This is a genomic window from Caulobacter rhizosphaerae (assembly GCF_010977555.1).
Classification (GTDB): domain Bacteria; phylum Pseudomonadota; class Alphaproteobacteria; order Caulobacterales; family Caulobacteraceae; genus Caulobacter; species Caulobacter rhizosphaerae.
In genome coordinates this window covers 68,436-88,456 of the sequence record NZ_CP048816.1, presented here as the reverse complement: position 1 = coordinate 88,456, position 20,021 = coordinate 68,436, and the positions used below count along the sequence as shown (strand labels likewise).

The window sequence follows — 20,021 nt, the reverse complement described above, 5'->3', positions numbered from 1 at the left end:
GGGTCTCCAAACGCCTTGGAAACCGACTCTGGTGAACTAAGTTAGAGTATGAGATAGTATCCCTGTTCACCGGAAACGTCCATGATCCGCACCTCCGCTATCGAGACTCTCGCGCCGGGCCGGCTCAGCGCCGACCTGACCAAAAGCGTCGTCACGCGCCTGCGCTCGCGGCTCACCCTCTCGCCCGTTCAGACCAAGGCTACCCCACGCGGCGGCAAGGCACCGACGGGCGCCGATCTCATCCTGACCCTCGATGGGCAGCACTTCATCGTGCAGACCAAAGGCGTGGCGATCAGCGCGGCGGAGCTCCTGACGGCGGTCGAGGCGTCGATGTCCGAGTGGTTCAGCGACTACGCCCAGCTCCTCTTGGTGCACAAGTCCGACGCCGAGCTGGCGCCGATCATTTCGGCGGTCGTCGAACAGGTGCCGGGGGCCGTCCGGGCGCGCCGGCAGAGCTTGACCGAGCAGCACATCGACGCCCTCGTCGATGTCTACATGGCCAACGACCCGCTAGCCGCCGCCATGCCGGACCTGGAGCGGGACAACGCCGAAGCCCAGGCGCATTTTCTCCAGCGCTGGCCCGTCCTGTCGGCCGAGGATGTCGCCGCCCGCGCCGGCCACGCCTCGAAGAACCGCAGCGCCACGGCCACGCGCTGGAAGCGCGCCGGCAAGATCTTCGGCATGCGGTCGGGCGGGCGTGAGGTCTATCCAGCGTTCGAATTCAAGAACGGCGAGCCTCGTCGTTCGATCGCCCCGGTGCTCGCCGCCCTGCCGGCCGGGATGTCGGGCTGGCAAATCGCCTTCTGGTTCATTGGAGCCAACAGCTGGCTGAACGACGCCGCGCCGGTGACGCGCTTGGACGACGAGGCCGCCCTGGTCGCGGCGGCGCGCCACGAGGCCGACGCCTGGATGGGCTGAGTGACCGTTCCATCGCCGCCGTCTCCGTTTCCCGACTTCAACACCACACGCCTGTTGGCGGGGACGGCGCTCGTGCGTCTACACGATCCAGATTTCGACGGCGCCGCCTTCAATCCGTGCATGGGCGGGCTCACCCGCTTTGCGCCCCTGCGGACGCCATCAGGCGATTGCCTACCGACGCTCTACGCCGGGGATAGCTTCGAATGCGCGGTCCACGAGTCGGTATTCCACGACATTCCCTATGACGCGTCCGATAAATTCATCGCCCGATCCAAGGTCACGTCACGCGCGATCAGCTGGCTGGAAGTGACCGGCGACCTCGTGCTGGCCAGCCTTCACGAGCCCGACCTCAACCGCCTCGGCCGCACCCGCGGCGAGCTGATCGACACGCGTCCGCCGACCTATCCGGAGACCGCGCGCTGGGCCGAGGCGTTCCATCAGGCCGACCCGAACATTGCGGGACTGGCCTGGACTTCCCGGCGCTGTGATCCGGCTCGAGCCTTCGTACTCTTCGAGGATCGTGTCCCACCAAGCGTCCTGCAGGTTCGCGACCGCGTCGAGGTGGCGACCTCGGCGACCCATTTCGATCAGATTCGCCAGTTCGGCCGCCGGGCGGGGATCACGATTTCCGTCTAGCGGTCCAACCCGATGGTTGATCCCGGGTCGACCAGAAGCAGCCCCTTGCTTGATTTGGCACGAGCGAGTCACAACCGTTGGAGACGGCCAAGGTTAGTATCCTAGCAACTGATCTGCCTGATCGCCGATCCCCGGTAAGGGAGATATGTGCCTGTCCCATGGATTGCTGATTGATCCGGAGCTTTGGTCACGAACTCGGGCCGGCGCACGCACTGGTCGCGGCTTTCGTTTCCAAGACGCCGTGGGCAGCTGGCTGCTCGCCGAGGCTTGGCTTGGGAAGCGACCTTGGACGACGATCGTGCCCGAAGGGGTCGACGATCTGACCCTCCATGGACCCGACCGTGAGTTTCGCGCTCAGCTCAAGTCGCGTCACGATCCAAAGGCGGTATTCGATCTTGGCGAGGTTGCGCGCTTTCTCGCCAAGGCTGCCCTGGATCTTCCCGAGGGGTGGGCCAACGATGATAGGTACGCCTTAGCGGTCGTTCTGGAGCGCCCGGTGGCGGGGCTCGAGGCGGGCGATTTTGATCGCACCATTGGCGAAATCGACCAAGATCTCTCGCCGCTGGTTACCGCTCTCCAGACGGCCTTGCCCGATGGCTTCGACGCTCAGGCGCTCCTCGAGCGATCCTATCTGATCGTGGAAGCCAACCCGATCCGCGGCGCCTCGCTGGCGCTCGCACAGTCAGGCCTGGAGCCGGCGATACTCAACATCGTCGCGCAAATGCTCCGCGAGGCGGCGGGCAAGGCCGCGGACGACAACTATCGCGCGGGCGCGACGAAGGTCGCGATGCTTGGGCGCACGGACGTGCAGGCCAGACTCGACCTTGCCCGAAGCTTGATTGATCCCGCAGGCTATCTGGCCTTGACCGCCGGTCTGGCGGAACTGGCGGATTTCACGACGCCCCTACCGGTGGGCGGGTTTTACGAGGGCGTGAACACAGCCCCGGGCCACGTCGGCGCGGGCTTGGTTTTTGAACGGCCGGAGGCGATGGCCGACGTGCTCGGCGCTCTGGAGGAGCGACGCGCCGTCTTGATCGCCGGGCCCTCGGGGGCCGGTAAGTCCGCGCTTGCTTGGCTAGCGGCCCATCACAGCCGCCATGCCGTGCGTTGGTATCGCCTACGGGGTCTGCTTGTCGCTGATGTCGGCCGGGTCGCGGAACTGGCTCGAAGACTCGACGCCAACCCCGATCGCCCAGTCGGCTTCGTGGTCGATGATGTCGGCCGCGACGATACCGCGGGTTGGGACACGCTCGTTCGCGAAGCCGAAACCAACCCCGGCGTATTGTTGATCGGCACCGTCCGGGAAGAAGACCTTTTCCTGCTATCGACCGCGTCGCGAACGCCGACAGTGCGACCGATCCTCACGCCGGTCCTGGCCGAGCATATCTGGACCGCGCTGTCGCGGACCAGCGAGCTCAAGTTCCCCTATTGGCAAGAGCCGTTCGACCAAAGCCAGGGCCTGTTACTGGAATATCTCCACCTCCTGACGGCGGGGCGGAGACTGGCCCAAACCATTGCCGAGCAGGTACGCCGCCGATTGGCCGAGGACCGCGGCGCCGAGCTTGCGGTTCTACGGGCGGTGGCCTTCGCCTCGTCGAACGGAGCGGCCGTCGATCCAGAGCGGCTTCGCGCCCGTGAAGACATCGACGCCATCTCCTTCGCCAAAGCGCTCAAGCGTCTTGTCGACGAGCATGCTGTGCGAATGCGGACGGACGGGGCCATCGCGGGGTTGCACGAAATCCGGTCCGCTCACCTGGATCAAGCGATCCAGGACCTCCTTGGCGAACCACGCGACGTCGCTGTCGCCGCCGCCACGGCGACCCTTGCCGCCGACACGTTTGGCGCATTCATTCCAAATGTCTTGAGGACGTGGCCTGACGTTTCGGGCGCCTTATTCAACGGCCTGGTCGAACGTCTTGCCTCCCCCGACGCCAGTGGATGGATCAATATCTTCCACGGCTTGGGCTTGGCCACCGCCGACGAAATCGCCAAACGCTGGTTGGAGATTTCTCGCGAAGCGGAGATCGAGGACCGCCATTCCGGCACGATGTTCGGCCTTGTCATGGCCGGATCGGAAATGGGCGACGCCGAAATTTTCGCGGGCTTCAACAAGGCCCAACGGGCGTTCAAAGAGGTCGCGATCCAGGATCTTCGGCAGTTGGTCGTCGATCGGCTTCCAGGCGCGCCAAATCTGCCGGTCCTCGACTTGTCTACCGCACATGAGCTAACGGCGGCGCTGCTTTCCATCCACGGCGCCACAGCCCCGCCCAGCCTGAACATCGTTCCAGATGGCGACCTTTCGCAGGGTAATCTGCTGGAACTGACCTTGCTTCTCGAAACGCTCCGCGATCGCGACTTGGCGCTCGCCGAGCGGGTGATCGCGGCGGCGGGCGGTGTCGACGCCCTGCTGGATCGGGTCTATCACGAGACGGACTGGGCGACCCGCCCGGAACACGGGGAATTTGACGGCCAACCAGCCGTCACCGCCCACCTGCGTCACATCCACACCGAGGTTCAACCCGACATTCATGCCGCGGCGCTCGAGCTTTGCCGGCGCTTGGCGGCCGTCACGCCCCATGCCGAGCGTTTTGTCTGCAACGCGATCTGGGCCGACGGCCTGCCCGCGGGCATGGGCGAGTATCGCCTGGCGACGTTGCGTCCGATACGACGGGCCTTTCCTTCCCCCGCGCGCGTTGCATGGAATCGCGCCCAACTCAGAGCGCTCACCCGGCTCGTCGCCACGACGAGCGACACCCAAAGGACCACCTCGCTGGCGTCGACCATTCGGGAGATCGCCGATGGGGTCCGGCAGGCGGGTGACTTCTACTGTCGCGGGCAAAGGCCCGGCGCGTTTTGGCTGGGGCTGCTGCAAATTCGCAAGCTTCTGACGAGCTTTGTGGCGCCGCCGTCGGTTGACGAGACCCACGGCGGCCCTCTCGCCCGAGGCAGCCTGGCGGGAAATGATCAGCTCCATTCATTCGTGGTCGGACTGCAGCGGCTGATGACCGAGCTTACCGACGGCGTTTCTGAAAGCCCCACCCTGATGGCCGCAAGAACGGCAGACTTGGCGCGCGACGCGCTGGCGTTGCAGGATCCGACCGTCTGGCGAAACACCGCGCAGCCTCCGATCGCGGAACTGGTCGAACTGGAGACCACGCTCTGGGAGATCCGCGCGGTCTTGGGCGACGCCGCCGAGGATCCCGAAGGCCATCGCACGGCGGCGCTTCGCTTCGGCGCGACAAGCCGGCGCCACAATATCCTGCGGCGTGCCGCCGAGGCGGCCCGCGCTCGAACGGAAGCGACGCTGGAGCGAAAGCGGGAGACGATCAAGACCGCATTCGCCGCCCGAGGCCTTGCGGTTGAGGTCGCGACAAAGCCCTTGGACAAGGACCGCGGCTGGAAGTGGCCTGATGCGGAATACGCCGCGATGTTGGTCGTTGAGAGCCTATTCGATTTCCCGGCCCTCGAACCTGTCTTCGCGGAGCTAGCCGCACAATTGGAGCTTGGCGGCCCGCTGACCTTCGCGCCGATCGTTCACGGCTTCGTGCCGCCCTTCGCGTTCACGTTCATCTCGAGCGTCCTGCCCGACATTGAGTTTGGGCCGAATTGGTCCGGGCGCCTCCCCTTCCCTGCCCTACCCGATGACGACGTTCGCAAGCTTTTCGATCGTGCGGTCGACGCCGTGGTCACGACCTCCAGCGCCATGATGGAGCGCGGCCGCGGCCGCAACGACGCGGAAACGGCTTTCCTGGACGTTCTAGCTGATCGCTATTCGCAAAGCGTGGAGGCCCTCTTGGTCATTGCGAACGCTGATGGGGACGCGCTTTTGTCCGAAGCGCTGGGTTTACTGGGTAGAATGGGCCAGCGCCTGGTGGACGAGCACGAGGCGTCCGCCGGCACGGATACGCTGGCCTTGGAATGCACGCGCATGATGCGGGGTGAAATGACCGAGGTGGGCCGCGAATTGATGGCGGCGCGGCTTCTTCTCATGGAACGCGCGGCCATCCACGCCGCCGCGTCAAGGCCGCACGCATCGGCCTAACATTGGCATACGGCTCCCCGACCGGCGCGCACACGACGCCATAGCCGCGCTGAACGCTCTTCAAGGAGCGCGTTTTGAAGGCCTGGACGTGGGTGCTCACCTCTTCATCGCGGCTTAAACCTCGCTTGGGACAATGACGACGCCCGTCGCGCGCCCTTGCCGCGCCAGTCGTCCAGGCCCCACGCCCTCCGATGTCCGACCGCCGCCCTCCCCTCACGCTCCAAATCGAAGACGCCAGGGCGCCTGTCGGAGATCCGCAGGCTTCCCAGGTCGCGGACGGATGCGCCCTCAGCCGGCGCGGCTTCCTGGCCTCTGGCGTCGGCTTGGTCGCCGCGCCGGCGATCGCGCGGGAGACCGTCACGCTCAAGCACGGATCGGTCCCGGTCGGGACCTGCGTCCAGGCGCTGCACCTGGACGATCCGGAGCTTGTACGCCTGTTGCTGCGCCAGGTCGGTCAGTTGACGGCCGAATGGCAGATGAACATGGAATACATCATCCGGCCGGATGGCGGTTTCCAGTTCGAGGCCCCCGACAGGATCGCCGCCTTCGCCCAGGCCAACGGCCTTAAGCTCTTTGGCCACACGCTGGTCTGGTACGATCAGGTTCACCCCGCCTTCCGGGCCCTGGACGAAAGCCGCATCAGTTTCGGCGACGCCTATCGCAACTACATCCTGGCGGTCACCGGCCGCTATCACGGACGCATGTCCGGCTGGAACGTGGTGAACGAGCCGGTCGCCGAGGATGGGAACGGCCTGCGCTCGAGCCTGTGGTCCCAGCGCCTCGGGGAGACCGAGCACATGGCCCTGGCCTTCAGGACCGCGCGGGAAGGCGATCCGGACGCGCGCCTGTTCATCAACGACTACAATCTCGAATACCTCCCGGCCAAGCGGGCGACATTCCTGCGCCTGGCCGAGCGTTTGCTGGCTTCGGGCGCGCCGGTCACCGGCCTAGGCGCCCAGATGCATCTTGCCGCCGACATTCCCCCCGCCAGGATTTTCGAGATGATGAGTGATCTGGCCGGCCTTGGCCTGCCGATCCACGTCTCGGAGCTGGACGTCTCGCTGGTCCGCGCCGAGGACAAGCGCCTGGGCCCGGACGAACTGAGGCGGCGACAGGCGCAGGTCTATGCGGCCGTCGCCGAAGCCTTCGCGCGCCTGCCAGCTCGCCAGCAGTTCGCCTTCACCTTTTGGGGCCTGCGCGACAAGGATTCCTGGCTGGTCGCCGAAAACTCGGCCGATACGCCCGCGCCGTTCGACAATCTTGGCCGAGCCAAGCCCGGAACCGTGCGGCTCGACCAGATCCTGTCCGCTTGAACACTGTCCTTCCCGGGCCGCTGGCTAAGCCAGTTTGCCCAGGACAGCTTCGCATCGCGGTTTCAAGTCGCCCAGATTGGGATGGCCCTGCATCCAGGCGCCGAGCTCCAGAATGAGCGCTTCCTGAGACGGCGACCAGCCTTCGGCGTGCACGAGAACACCATAGATCTGCTGAGCCTGGCGCCGAGGCTCCGGCGCGCTGGCGAAACCGCGCACGAGCCGCCGAGCCGCGGCGATCGCCTCCTGGCGCGTTGTCTTGAACACGAAGCAAACTTCCTCGATCGAAATGAAGAGGCGTTTGCCACGATCCTCCGCGGCGAGAAAGGGCCAGCGCCACCCGTTCTTATGCGTCGCCCTTCAAGGATCCCGCGCGGGACGCACGCCGCCGCGATCGACGACCGCGATCACCGTTTCATCGCGCCAGACCTCGACCGTGGCCGCGCTGGCGTGCTCCCGCAGCAAGCTCAGGGCATGCCCTCGAAAGGCGTCCGGCGCGAGCGGCTGCACGTCCACGGCCGTGGCGATCTGGTTCTGCGCCAGGCAAACGAAGGTGTAGGTTTCCATCAGCGATACGCTAGCACAGCCCACAAGCTCTACCGATATTCGAAACGGGTATCAGGGCTCTGATCACGCCGTGCGGCGCAGGCCGTCGTCGGCGGCGGCCGGCAATTGGCCGTAGAACCCCGCGAGCTCCGGATGACGATCAGCCAGCCGGGCGAACGCCCGTCGGACGATCGGCGTCCGCGATGGATCGGCAATGCAGATCGACACGACCAAGGCCGCGGTCGTGCGCAGAGTGGGTCTGCGTAGGCTGTCACGCTGATTGTCGAGGCGCTTGGCATAGCGAGAACCGGGCCCCTGGGGCAATTCGGCGATCGCGCGGTCGATGTCGCGCATCGTCTCAGCGACGGCCTCCGCCAAGCCGATCTCCAGCGCTGCTCGCACAAACTCGCTTTCGACCGACAAGACACGCCCCCTAACGCCCCACCCTACCGTTATCCATCCTTCACAGGGCTGTGACGCGGCGCCGCGGAGACCCGCCTTCTTGGACCGCCGACCTCTTCGGATCAAGCAGAAGTTCCTGCTCTGTTCACGCCCGGCAAATTGCCACCCATTGGACAGGAAGAACCGGAATTCATGCGCCCAACGCCTTCGTCATGGCAGACGGATTTTTATAAACATGACATCCTGCTTGGAAATGGTACGCTGGATTTGTGACCCGCAAAGAGCGGTCGCGCAAAACGGCACAGCAAGTGTCCCACAAGACACCTAGGGTGGAAACGATGATCGCGACGAGCTCGGAGCAGGCCGGGCCTGGGCTCATGTCACCCGGCCTTCCCACGCCGGGGCAAATCCGCGCGCACCTGGAGCGCGTTCTCGCAAGCGCGACCTTTTCCCGCGCGCCGCGCATGCAGCGGTTCCTCACCTTCCTTGTCGAGGAAACGCTTGCCGGCCGCGAAGCGCAGCTCAAGGAATTCACCATCGCCACTTGCGTGTTTGGCAAGTCGGACGACTTCGAACCTGGGACGAGCGCAGTCGTGCGGGTCGAGGCCGGTCGGCTTCGGCGGCTGCTGGCGCAGTATGACCTTGAGCAAGGGCAAGAGGACCTGATCGAACTGCAGGTGCCCAAAGGCGCCTATCTGCCGACCTTCCGGTGGCGCAATGCGGTGGATACGGCCACCGCGCCAGTCCCGATCGCCGAAGTCGCGCCGACCTGGCTTTCGCAGGAACGTCGCTTCGTGACGGCGCTATCCTGCGCGCTGAGCGACGAGAGCGCGGCCTATGCGCTCGAAGGCGCCACGCTTGGCGTGCTTGAGCAGTTGCACGAGGCCTGCGCGCGTATCTGCCTCGCCCGCGGCGGCGAGGTGGACGCCCGAGCCGGCGACCGGCTGATCGTTTATTTCGGCTGGCCCGTGGCTCAAGAGGACGCCCCGATCCAGGCGCTGAACACCGCCCTGGAAATGCTGGCGGAAGCCCAACGGCTCGCCGCCGGCCAGCCCGTGGCCCTGCGTATCGGCGTGGCCACCAGCGCCGTGATCACCCGAGGCGGACTGGGCGCCGAAGCAGGGTTGCGCCCCGCGGTGATCGGCGAAGCGCCAGCGCTTGCGACACGGATGCAACAGCGCGCGCCCGCCAATGCGGTCCTGGTCGCGGAGTCTACCCGTCGCTTGACGGGAGCGAGCTTTCACTTCTTGCCCGCCGGCGAACTCACCCCACCCCCAGCCGCGGGCCTTACCTGGCGCCTTCTCGGATCCAGACCTGTCAGCACGCGCTTTCGTGCGCGTCGGCACGATGGCGTCGCCGCGCAAATTGTCGGACGCCGCGAGGAACGGGCCCTGGTGGCGAGCCGGTGGCGCCTGAGCCAGGCGGGCGAAGGTCAGGCCGTCCTGGTGATCGGCGAAGCGGGAATGGGTAAATCCAGGGTGGCCGAGGCCGCCCTCGACGAGATCGGCAGCAATGCGCTTCGCCTTCGTGTTCAGTGCTCGCCTCACCATACCAATAGCGCCCTGTTTCCCCTTGTGGAGCTCCTGCGCGGCAAGCTCGCCCGCTGGCGGGCGGACGGTGATGCTCGTCCGCCCCTCCAGCGCCTGCTCCGGCGGCTCGGCTTCAATGACCCTTGGGACAGCGCGCTTCTCGGCCGGCTGGTGAGCGGCGGGGACGGAGACATTGAGGACCAGCTTTCCGCAAGCCAGCGAAAGGAAATGACGCTCAAGCTGCTGATCAGGATGGGCCTGGCGCTGGCGCAGCGGCGGCCGGTGGCCATCCTGATCGAGGACGTGCATTGGGCCGATCCAACCACGCTCGAACTTCTTCAAGACGTCATCGAGGCCTCCGCGAGCACGCCGATGCTGGTCCTGATGACGAGCCGCCCGGAGGGTGCGCCGGGACTGTTGCGCTCCACCAACCTCACGGCCGTCCGGCTGGCGCGCTTGCCGCGTGAAGAGGCTAACACACTGGTCCAACAACTGACGATCGGCACGGAGCTGCCTGCCGATGCCCGCGCGTTGATCCTCGACCGGGGCGAAGGAATCCCGCTGTTCCTGGAAGAACTCACGCGGTTCGTGCTCTCGGAGGATTATGCGGAATCCGCGGCTATGGCGGTGCCGGAAAGCCTCAGCGATCTTCTCGCCGCTCAGCTCGATCGGCTTGGCCCGACGCGCCTTGTGGCCCAGACGGCGTCTGTCATCGGACGGGTGTTTTCAAGGCGGATGCTCGCGCTGTGCGCTGGTCGTACCGAACCCGAGCTGGACGCCTCCCTGGATCAGCTCGTCGCGGCCGGCGTCCTCGTCCGCGATCGAATGGACGGAGATCGAACCTTTGCGTTTCGTCACGCGCTGTTGCGAGACGCCGCCTATCGGTCCCTTCTCGATCCGAGACGCCGGGACATGCACCTCAAGATCGCGGGCGTGCTGCTCGACACCTTCCCCGAACTGGTGGCCGAGCGGCCAGAGGTTGTCGCCCATCACCTTCTGGAGGGCGGCCGGTCGACGGATTCGGTCCCGTTCTGGAGCGACGCGGGCCGGCTCGCGGCCGCGCGGCACGCCCTGGCCGAAGCGACCGCCAACCTGCGGATGGCCCTGGTCGCCCTGCGGGCCTCGCCCGAGCAAGACTGCCGTGAGCATGAGCTGGGACTGCTGCTCGAACTTGGCCTCACCATCCGAAGCGCCCAGGGCTATGTTGGCGAAGACCTCGGCGAGATTTACACCCGAGCGCAAAGCCTGGCCGAAGAGCTTGATCGTCCCATCAGGCAGTTGGAAGTGGTCTATTGCCTTTGGACCTACGAGGCGGGTCGAGGGCGCTGGCCGCGCGCCCAGGAGCTGGCCCGCGAATTCGACGCGCGCGCGCAGCGACTACCACCGGACGAGCAGATCAAACTGGAGGCGCTTCGGCTGCGGGGCGCTTCGGACGCCTTTACGGGTCGTTTCGCCTCGGCGCGAGCCCATCACGAACGCGCTGTCGCCCTATACGATCCGGACCGGCACGGCCCGCGCTTCGGGTTCGACCCGGGCGTCGTGGCCGCCGCCTACCTGTCCTGGACGGTCTGGCATCTTGGGGACATCGAAGCGGCCCGCCGGTTCGCCGCCCAGGCCTTGACGGGAGCCCAGGCGAAGGGGCATCCGCCAACCCTAGCGCTGGTCTTTGCCTGGATCATATTCCACGCCCTTTGCGACGAGGATCTCTCCTCGGTCGAACACTACAATGCCCAATTGCAAGCCCTCTGTACGGAACGCGAGTGCCGCTACTGGCGCCCCCTCGGCGCCGGCTGCGCCGAGTGGGCCGGCTTCAGCCGCGACGGCGATCCCCGCCATATCGACCGCATCGTCGAGTGCTCTTCGCTGTTCGAGGAGCGCTACCTGACCTCTGTCCTCCTGATCCTCGGCGCGCGCATGTGCCTTAGGTCCGGCGACGCCCAACGCGGTCTGGAATTGATCGCCAAGGCCCGCAAGTTCATTCAGGAGCACGATGAGCGCGTCTGGGAAGCCGAAGCCTTAAGGGTCGCGGCTGAGCTCCTCCACCAAGCGCGTCCCGCGGCCATAGACGCCGCTCAAGCCCTCCTCCACCGGTCGCTTGAGGTGGCGCGCCGACAGGATGCGGTGATGCTCGAGAAGAGGTCGCGTCGTACTTTGGAAGAACTTACCGAGGAGGCCTCCCGCCTTCCGATCGCACGGCGCGCTTAGGCCGATCATGAAAGCACGCCGTACCTGAGGCCGGCTCGCGATACGGACGCGAACGATCAGACCGGGGCCTGGACCGTTCGCCATGCGACCTGTCAGGAGCCCACCAAACCTTGGCGGGCCTCCTCCTCCAGACGCGGTGCAATGCCGGCCAGCTGCGTCAGGTCCCTCAAGGCTGGCTGACCAGCGGCACGACGCCATCGGTCGGCGTGATGGCGCGATAGACCAGGTTCTTGAACTCGACCCGGCCGGTCCCCGACGCGTAGAAGCCGGGCCTCAAGCTCAAGAAGCTGTCGGCGACATTGTGGTTGTAGCCGGAGACCTCGAGCGAACGCGCCTTTTTCCAGGGCTCGCCAGGAACCTGGTAGAAGAACGTCACGACATTTTCCGAGTTCTGCAGCCGCAGGCGAAGACGCCTTGAAATCTTCGCGTCCTTCTCGGGCGGACCATCCTGCTTGGCGACCTTGAAGACCTTCACCGCGCCATCGCTCAGTCCGACGCCAGCGAAGAACTTGCTGTTATAGAACAGCAGAAGACCGCCTTCGGCGCCGTCCGGAACCTCCACGTCGACCGTGACCTCGTACGACCGGTCCCCGGCCACGAAGAGCAGAGGCGAGGCGTCCGCGGGACCAGACCCTTGGCCCGCCATCGCCAGACGCTCGCGCGAGATGCTGACCCGCGCGTCGTAGTCGGGCGTGGGCTTGTAGAACGCGAACTTGCCGTCAAACAGGTCATCTGTGAAACCCGACAACGGGGCGCCGCCCGCCACGGCCGAGGTCGGCGCGGGCTTGCGCAGCGGCTTGGAAAGATCGCCGCCGCGGGCGATTGGCCAGCCGTCCGCCGTCCAGGCGATCGGTTCGAGCAGCATCTGCCGCCCCAAGGTCCGAAAGCCGTTCTCGTAGCCATGATAGGACAGCCACCAGTCACCGGCCGGCCCCTCGATAGGCGTGGCATGGCCCCGTGACCACCAGGGCTCCAGACGCGATTGGGTCCTGACGATGGGATTGTGCGGGGCGTTCTCCCAAGGCCCATGGATCGACCTTGAGCGCGCGACCACGACCATGTGGCTGGTCGGCGGTCCGGCCGTGCCGCCTTGGGCGGAGAACAGATAGAACCAGCCGTCCTTACGCAGCACCTTGGGCCCCTCGAGGGCCATGCCCTCATGAACGTAGTCCTCGGGAATAGGCCATCCCTTATAGACGGTCTCCAGAGGGCCCTCGCCCCGCAAGCCGTCGTCCGAGAGGCGCACGCGCTTGCCGCCGCTCAAGAAAAGGTAGCGCTTGCCATCCTCGCCGACCGCATGGCCGGGGTCGATCTCTCCGTCGACGTGCATGTCGATGGGATCGCTCCAGGGCCCGGCCATGCTGTCGGCGTGGATGACATAGGTCTTGAACACCCGAGCCGGGTCCTTGGAGTCCGCCACGGGAATGTAGATGAAGTAGCGGCCATCGTGCTTGGCGATGTCCAGCGCGCAGACGAACCCGATGTCCTTGCGAAGCGCCGCCGTGAGCGGCGTCCAGTTCACAAGGTCGCGGGAATGCCAGATGTGCGCGCCCGGATAATAGATGAAAGACGAGAACGCGGCGTAGTAGTCGTCGCCGTCCTTCAGCACGTTGGGATCGGGGCGATCGCCGGAGATGACCGGATTGAGGAAGCGGCCATCGCCAAGATCGGCGATGCGCCGCCCCTCGACGCCGGTTCCGCGACCCGCCTTGACGGCCTGGGCGGCGTCCCGAGGGCTCGTCTGCGCCCGCGCCCCGGGCGCCACGCCCAACCCTCCGGCCAGGCCCAGCGTCGCGAGAATGGCTGTTCGGCGATCAGTTTCCACGCTTGATCTCTCAGTCTTGGATGCGCGCCGGCGCTACACCGGCCCCCGGGGTTCAAACACCAGGCCGACGCGGCCAAGACCAAGCCCCAGGATCTGGCTCTCCGAAACAGCCAGAGCTTGCCTATCGAGGCGGCGGCTTGCGGGAAGTACCGGGTCGCGCCGGGCCTTGGGTCTCATGCGGACGGCATGTTCGAAAGCATGACCATCATCCGGGCCAAAGCGGAGCGCCAGGGTCTAACCGTAACATACTGCCCCCCGCCAACCGGCCCTGCATTCTAAGGCGGAAGGTTCGCTCGGCTCTTCAGGGCTCGCGCCTTGGGACGCCGCAGGAACGCGCGCCCAATAACCAAATCCACCGAGGGGGAGACACCATGGACCACCTGTCCGCACGTCCGCGCATCGCCGCACGCCTGATGCAGGGCGTCGCCCTGGCGGCCCTTTGCGCCTTCGCCGCTCCGGCCCTCGCCCAAGAGACCCCGACCGACGCCCCCGAGGACGCGAGCGCCGTCAGCGAAGTGGTCGTCACCGGAACGCAGCTGCGCGGCGTGGCGCCCATCGGCACGAACGTGATCTCGATGTCGCGCCAGGACATCATCGCCACGGGCGGCGTCAGCGCCAACGAGATCCTCACCAAGACCCCGCAGGTCAGCAGCGCCTTCCTGCAGACCCCGACGACCGGCCTGAACGCGGGCATGTCGATCATCCGCCCCAACATCCGCAACCTCGGCGCTTCGGGCGGTTCGACCACCCTGGTGATCGTCGATGGTCATCGCCTGGTCGGGGCCGGCGTGCTGCAAACCACCCCCGATCCCGACGTCATCCCGCCCGGCGTTCTCGAGCGCGTCGATGTCGTCGCGGACGGCGGGTCGGCGATCTACGGGTCGGACGCGGTCGGCGGCGTGATCAACTACATTTCCCGCCGCAACTTCGACGGCGTCGAGGTGATCGCCCGGACCGGTTTCGCCGACGACTACCAGACGACCGACATCAATCTCACCGCCGGCAAGGCCTGGGATTCTGGCTCGGCCTATGTGTCCTACGCTTGGGCTCACAACGACGCCATCTACGGGCGCGACCGCGACTATGTGCGCCAAACCACGCCGAACAACGGCTACTGCGGCGCCGGAACCATCTTCGCCAACGGAACCAACTACGCGATCACGGGCCCCAACCCCTCCGCCTATACGGCGGGGACGATCTCGAAATGCGACACCACCGACACCCAGACCTTCTGGCCCAAGACCGACCGGCACAATGTCTTCGCGAGCCTGGAACAGGACCTGAGCAGTTCGGTGTCCCTGGACGTGAAAGGCTACTGGGCGCGTCGCGAGTTGACGACCAACGAGGGCCTGGACACCGTCAACCTGACGGTGACGCCGGCGAACCCCTATTTCGCGTCGATCGCCGGTGAGACCTCGCAGGATGTCCGCACCAACTTCGCGAGCATCGTCAATCAGGATCACCGCAGCGTGCTCACCTCCTATGGGGTGACCCCGACGATCACGGCGCGCCTGGGCGGCGACTGGCAGCTTCGGGCCATGGGCAACTTCGGCTGGAGCACGACCAAGCAGGACAACGCCACGACCGATCCCACGGTCGCGCAGAACATCGTCAACCCCTACGACCTGGCCGCCAACTCCCCCGCCACGATCTCCGCGATCCTGCTGCACAACAACGCGCACGGCAAACAGCGCCTGGCCAACGGTCGCGCCATCCTGGACGGCCCCCTGTTCCACCTGCCCGGCGGCGATGTCCGCATGGCGATCGGGGTCGAGTACGACAAGGAGAAGAACAACGTCCAGAACGGCACGGTGCCTTATGGCTCGGAAGGCTCGATCGCGCGCCTGGTCGGCAGCCGGGAGGTCAAGTCGGCCTTCGCCGAACTCGCCGTGCCGATCGTCGGCGCTGAGAACGCCGCTCCTGGCGTTCAGAGCCTGACCTTCTCCGCGTCCGGCCGCTATGACGACTATTCGGACGTGGGCAGCACCTTCAATCCGAGGTTGGGCCTGACCTATGAACCCGTCGACGGGGTCAAGTTGCGCGGCAACTGGGGGACGTCCTTCAACGCTCCCAGCCTGACCGACATGTCCGGCGTTCAGGTGGCCGGCGGCATCTTTTCCTCGGTCTTCCCCTACGGCCAGAGCGCGCCCTGGGTGATCGTCGTCGCCGGCAACAAAGGCGCGCAATTGCGTCCTCAAACCGCCGACACCTGGTCGCTGGGCGGCGATATCCGGCCTCGGTCCATCCCCGGCCTGACCTTGAGCGCGACCTACTACAATATCCATCTCAAGAAGGTGATCGGGCTGCTCGCCGGCCAGCCCTATTCCCCGCAGTTGGAACCCTTCTTCCGGGATAATGTCCCCTGCGCCCAGGCCGCGGCCGAGTTCGCGGGCGTGACGGTGTTCTCGCCGTTGCTGCCCCCGGCGCTGACCTGCGCCTTCTCGCCGACGACCGCGATCCTGGACTACCGGGTGCAGAACCTCGGCGAGATCAAGACCGATGGCCTCGATTTCAGCGTGCGTTACGACCGGCCGACCAGCTTTGGCTCCGTGAACGCCAGCCTGGCGGGGACCTACACCCTTAATCGTGACCAGGCGCTCGTCCCCGGCGCGGCCTTCATCAACAGGCTCGATCAGCCCGGAGACACTCGCCTGCTGCTGATCGCCACGGCGGGCGCCAAGATCGGCGCCCTCCAGGCCAGCGCCTCCGTCAACCACAAGGCGGGATATGGCATCGATCCGGCTATTCCGGCCAGGCCTGGATACCCGCTGCCCCAGGCTCAGGATCGCGTCGGATCGTTCACGACGGTTGATCTTTACTTCGACTACGCCGTGCCCACCGAGCGGCTGAAGAACGAGACCCATCTGTCGCTGAACGTGACCAACCTGTTCGATCAGGATCCGCCCGTCTACGGCGGGACCGCCAGCGGCGCGTCCAGCGGCTTCGCCAACGGCTCGACGCTCGGCCGTCTGATCCAATTTGGGATCCGCACCAAGTTCTAGGCCTAAGGCCGGCGTCGCCCAGGGCGACGCCGGCCGACGCTCCACGCCGCTCCAAGCCAGGCCACTCAACGTCTCAGCGTCGCAGGCGCCAGAACGGTCGGCGCGCGGCTGGCGGCGGAGCTCGCATCGGCCCTCAAGCGACCGATCGAACCACGGTCAACGCCTCGTCGCGTGGTCTCTGCGGTCGCCTCCCAAAACCACCTCATAACCGAGACATTCGCGGCCGGCGTTCCCAACGGTTCGCCATCCTGCGAGTATCAACCCTCGGCCTGATCCCGAAGCCGCTTTGTCAGTCGGGCGACGATCATCGAGTCCAGCTCGACAATCGCCGCCGCGAGCATCGCGCGCTCCGGGTCGAGCACCGAGCGGCCCTGCGCCGCCGCGAGATCCGCGCGCAGATCCTGCAGCTCCGCGACGTCCAACTGCTCCGCTGCCCGCTTCCAGAGGAGTTCGAACGACGACGGCATACCCCTCACCTCCCGCGCGCATTACGCGACCTTCAACCTGCGGGATCATACCGATAGGGTCACGCGCTTGTCGTCGCCTACTCGACAGAAAGCGCCAGGCGCGCCGGCGAGGTCGGCCTGAGACGGAACGGCGAACCTGGTTGGAGCGTCGCCAAGACGGCCGCACCGGCTCGCGCCACTTGCGCACCTCTGGCCAGTTAGGTCATCGGCTGTCGCCGATGTTTCAGCGACACGCTGTCGGCCCACGATCCGAACCCCTGGATAGCGCAATAACGGGTAGCCAACGGCCCGGGGGCATGAAGCTCTCCCGCGGCAAGGCTCTCGGTCCGCAACATGACGGGTATGCATGCGCGTGGCTAATGGCGCGGGCTTCCGCGACCGGCCAGCCATAACCGATCGCGGAGGCAGCTCGGCCTACTGGATCTTGGCTCGCAGCTTGAGATCGCGCGCGGACCCACCGACCGAGACGGTCCGTGTCGCCGGGGCATCGATCCAGGCCTGCTTGGCCTGCGACCAGTACTGCATGCGCCGGCGATCCAGGTGGATCGTCACACGCTTGCTTTGCGCGAAGCCCAGATACACGCGATCGAAGCCCGCCAACGCGTTGACGGCGAACTGCACGCCCCCGGGCGCGACTTCCGGCGCGGAGAGATAGACCTGGGGCACTTCCTCGCCGCCCACGGCCCCGACGTTCTTGATCGTGAACGACACATCGTAGCCGCCGTTCTTGGTCCGCGACAGCGACAGATTGGAATAGGCGAAACGGGTATAGCTGAGGCCATGACCGAACGGATAGAGCGGAGCCTTGCCGGTGCGATCGAACCAGCGGTAACCCACGTCGAGACCTTCGCTGAAGATCGCCTTGCCGTCATGCCCGGCCCTTTCGGGGTGAGCCGGATCGTTGTTGGCGTAGTCTTCCAGTTGCTTGGCCCAGGTAAAGGGCAGACGACCGGCCGGGTTCTTGCGTCCGACCAAGACGTTGGCCGTCGACCAGCCGCCCTCGTCGCCGGGCCACCACATCTGCACGACACCCTTAACCTGATCCAGCCACGGCATGGCCACGGGCTGGCTGGTGTTGAGAACCACCACGGTGTTGGGATTGGCCGCGGCGATCTCCGCGATGAACTGGTCCTGGTCGCCTGGAAGCTGGAACGTCGGCTTGTCTCGGCTCCAGGCGAACACGACCGCCGTGTGGGCGGCCTTCGCGGCGGCGATGGCGTCGGCCCGCGTCCGTGCCTGGGCTTCCGGGGTCACCCAATTGAGCCGCACCTGAACCGGCGCGCCGGACCCGTCAGCGACGGCTCGGAAGCGCAACTTGTGCGGCCCGGCGGAGAGCTCGACCGCGCCCCGGGCGTTGTTGAGGCCATCGATGGTCGGCATGGCGTCGTCCTGACCGGCCTGCACGATGTCGCCATGCAGCCCGCCCACCACGCCGCTCGTCGAGGCGACCCTGGCGCCGTCGACTTCGAGCCGTCCCCGCGCGCCCAAGGTCTGCACCGCCAGGATGTAGCGGCCGGCCGAGGGGACGGTGATCACGCCCTCCCAGACATGGCTGCTGCCGGCCGGCAGCGCCCGAGCGCCGGTGAAATCGATCTGACCATCGAGCCCGACCCGGGCCTCGCCCGCCGTGTGGTTCAGGCCCGGTTGCGTCCCGTCCTGGGTGAGAACCGCCGCGGGCACCGGGCTGCCGGTCAGGTCGTTGGCGACAGCCAGGCGGATGTCCGCGCCAGGAACCGTCTTGCGCAGGGCGTCGTACGGGCCGACTTGCCGTGCGACGATCCCGACCGCCCGCTCGCCCGACCGGCCGATCGAGGCGACCTGTTGGGCCGTGGGTCCGATCAGGACGATGGACCCCTTCTGCGGCACGAGCGGCAAGACGCCGCCGTCGTTTTTCAAAAGCACCGCAGCGTCTTCGCTGGTCTTGCGGATCGTCTCGGCGATGTCGACGCCGGAGTTGGTCTTGATCAGCCGCGCGCGACTGCCATCGAGATATCCAAAGCGCGACATCTGGGTCAGGACGCGGGTGGCCGCCCGGTCGATCGTCGCCGTGGTCACGGCGCCATCCTTGAGCGCATCGGCGAGGTTGCGGTATTTGTTGTCTTCCGTCGCGGCGGGCGTGATTGGCTTGGCGGTCGGCTCCTCCGGCATCGGATGGGTCATGATGTTGGCGAACTCGGCGTACATGCTCGCCGGCGGCGACACGGGCGGCGCCGCCGGCGTCAGCTCGGAGTAGACAAAGCCCAGCCCCTTGAAGGGACTGTTGTGCGGGGAGCGCCCGCCCATCTCCATGTCCATGCCCTTGGTGAAATAGTCATAGTCGTGGATCGCGCCCCAATCGGAGGTCACGAAGCCGGTAAAGTTCATCTGACCCCGAAGCACGTCGATCAGAAGATGCTTGTTGCCGCAAGCATAGGGCCCGTTGATCCGATTGTAGGCGCACATCACCGAGGAGACGCCGGCCTTCACCGCCGCGTCGAAGGGTTCGAGATAGACCTCATGCAGGGCCTGGTCGTCGATCGTCACGTCGGCGGCCTCGGTGTCGTAACCGATGTAGTGCTTGACCTGGGCCATCACCCCACGGGACTGGATGCCCTTGATGAGCTCGGCGCCCACCACACCGCTCAGGACCGGGTCTTCACCGTAGGTGTTATAGGCGCGCCCGAAGTTGAGATCGCGGTCGATGTTGACGAAGGGCTGCAGGGCGACGTCCACGCCCAGCCGGTTGGCTTCATCGGCGATGATCACCCCGTTCAGACGGGCGTCCTCGCGGCTGAAGGTGGCGGCCAGGCCCATGGTCGCGGTGAGCGAGCTGGAGGGGATACGCGTGAGGACGCCCGGAGGGCCATCGGCGAAACGCAGCGCGGGGATCCCAAGTCGCGGCACGCCGGCAAGGTATCCGGCCTGACCCTGATAGGTGGCCGTCGGCTCCGCGTCGCCACGGATTACCGCCAGCTTCTCCTCCAGGGTCATCTTGGAGACCAGGGCCCGCGCGCGGACGACATCGGTCTCGGGCGCCGAGCGCGCCACGCTGGCCGCGGACAGAAGGGCGACGGCCGGCAGGGCGACAGCTAGCGCGCAACGACGGTGAGACATGGTTCGATTTTCCTCCTGGGCCAGGTCGCGACCAATATCATACAGT

Annotated in this window: 12 protein-coding genes; 6 read left to right on the top strand and 6 right to left on the bottom strand. The window is 66.3% G+C overall.

All coding sequences use genetic code 11. The features are described from left to right. Nucleotides 1-81 precede the first annotated feature (81 nt). The 4 genes from G3M57_RS26530 to G3M57_RS26515 all read left to right on the top strand — a co-directional run bounded on the left by G3M57_RS26530 (nt 82) and on the right by G3M57_RS26515 (nt 6,909). Nucleotides 82-918, top strand: coding sequence for a hypothetical protein (locus tag G3M57_RS26530; protein ID WP_163233919.1), 837 nt, complete (start codon nt 82-84; stop codon nt 916-918). Beyond that, the gene (locus tag G3M57_RS26525) at nt 919-1,554 is read left to right on the top strand and encodes an RES family NAD+ phosphorylase (protein ID WP_163233918.1); all 636 of its coding nucleotides are present in this window, start codon (nt 919-921) and stop codon (nt 1,552-1,554) included. A gap of 241 nt (nt 1,555-1,795) precedes the next feature. Continuing rightward, a complete protein-coding gene (locus G3M57_RS26520; RefSeq protein ID WP_163233917.1) occupies nt 1,796-5,596 on the top strand; it encodes a hypothetical protein in 3,801 nt (1,266 codons plus the stop codon). Nucleotides 5,597-5,919: 323 nt separating this feature from the next. Then, the gene (locus G3M57_RS26515) at nt 5,920-6,909 is read left to right on the top strand and encodes an endo-1,4-beta-xylanase (protein ID WP_230983866.1); all 990 of its coding nucleotides are present in this window, start codon (nt 5,920-5,922) and stop codon (nt 6,907-6,909) included. A gap of 24 nt (nt 6,910-6,933) precedes the next feature. On the opposite strand, the gene G3M57_RS26510 is transcribed toward G3M57_RS26515, so the two are convergent. The 3 genes from G3M57_RS26510 to G3M57_RS26500 form a co-directional block, all read right to left on the bottom strand. Continuing rightward, entirely contained in the window at nt 6,934-7,173 is a 240-nt protein-coding gene (locus G3M57_RS26510; RefSeq protein ID WP_188916230.1) for a hypothetical protein, read from the bottom strand. Between the two features lie 93 nt (nt 7,174-7,266). Beyond that, nucleotides 7,267-7,473, bottom strand: a complete 207-nt coding sequence (locus G3M57_RS26505; RefSeq protein WP_163233915.1) for a hypothetical protein — start codon at nt 7,471-7,473, stop codon at nt 7,267-7,269. Between the two features lie 63 nt (nt 7,474-7,536). Further along, the gene (locus tag G3M57_RS26500) at nt 7,537-7,875 is read right to left on the bottom strand and encodes a hypothetical protein (protein ID WP_163233914.1); all 339 of its coding nucleotides are present in this window, start codon (nt 7,873-7,875) and stop codon (nt 7,537-7,539) included. A gap of 317 nt (nt 7,876-8,192) precedes the next feature. Here G3M57_RS26500 and G3M57_RS26495 point away from each other — a divergent pair, with 317 nt between their 5' ends. Continuing rightward, nucleotides 8,193-11,588: an AAA family ATPase gene (locus tag G3M57_RS26495; RefSeq protein ID WP_163233913.1), complete on the top strand. Its 3,396-nt coding sequence runs from the start codon at nt 8,193-8,195 to the stop codon at nt 11,586-11,588. Between the two features lie 166 nt (nt 11,589-11,754). Here the strand turns inward: G3M57_RS26495 and G3M57_RS26490 are convergent, their stop codons facing one another. Beyond that, the gene (locus tag G3M57_RS26490) at nt 11,755-13,413 is read right to left on the bottom strand and encodes a family 43 glycosylhydrolase (RefSeq protein ID WP_163233912.1); all 1,659 of its coding nucleotides are present in this window, start codon (nt 13,411-13,413) and stop codon (nt 11,755-11,757) included. A gap of 371 nt (nt 13,414-13,784) precedes the next feature. Between G3M57_RS26490 and G3M57_RS26485 the strand changes: the two genes are divergently transcribed. After that, on the top strand, nt 13,785-16,415 hold the full coding sequence (locus G3M57_RS26485) for a TonB-dependent receptor domain-containing protein (RefSeq protein WP_163233911.1): 2,631 nt from the start codon (nt 13,785-13,787) through the stop codon (nt 16,413-16,415). Between the two features lie 257 nt (nt 16,416-16,672). On the opposite strand, the gene G3M57_RS26480 is transcribed toward G3M57_RS26485, so the two are convergent. Then, nucleotides 16,673-16,882 (bottom strand): hypothetical protein, encoded by a 210-nt coding sequence (locus G3M57_RS26480; protein WP_163233910.1) that lies wholly within the window; start codon nt 16,880-16,882, stop codon nt 16,673-16,675. A 414-nt stretch (nt 16,883-17,296) separates the two neighbouring features. Further along, a complete protein-coding gene (locus G3M57_RS26475) occupies nt 17,297-19,975 on the bottom strand; it encodes a beta-glucosidase family protein (RefSeq protein ID WP_163233909.1) in 2,679 nt (892 codons plus the stop codon). Nucleotides 19,976-20,021: the final 46 nt, after the last annotated feature.

Excerpts from the sequence above, each read along its gene's own strand:
- G3M57_RS26485 (WP_163233911.1), top strand. The coding sequence starts at position 13,785 with ATGGACCACCTGTCCGCACGTCCGCGCATCGCCGCACGCCTGATGCAG.
- G3M57_RS26480 (WP_163233910.1), bottom strand. The coding sequence starts at position 16,882 with ATGCCGTCGTCGTTCGAACTCCTCTGGAAGCGGGCAGCGGAGCAGTTG.
- G3M57_RS26475 (WP_163233909.1), bottom strand. The coding sequence starts at position 19,975 with ATGTCTCACCGTCGTTGCGCGCTAGCTGTCGCCCTGCCGGCCGTCGCC.
- G3M57_RS26530 (WP_163233919.1), top strand. The coding sequence starts at position 82 with ATGATCCGCACCTCCGCTATCGAGACTCTCGCGCCGGGCCGGCTCAGC.
- G3M57_RS26495 (WP_163233913.1), top strand. The coding sequence starts at position 8,193 with ATGATCGCGACGAGCTCGGAGCAGGCCGGGCCTGGGCTCATGTCACCC.
- G3M57_RS26505 (WP_163233915.1), bottom strand. The coding sequence starts at position 7,473 with ATGGAAACCTACACCTTCGTTTGCCTGGCGCAGAACCAGATCGCCACG.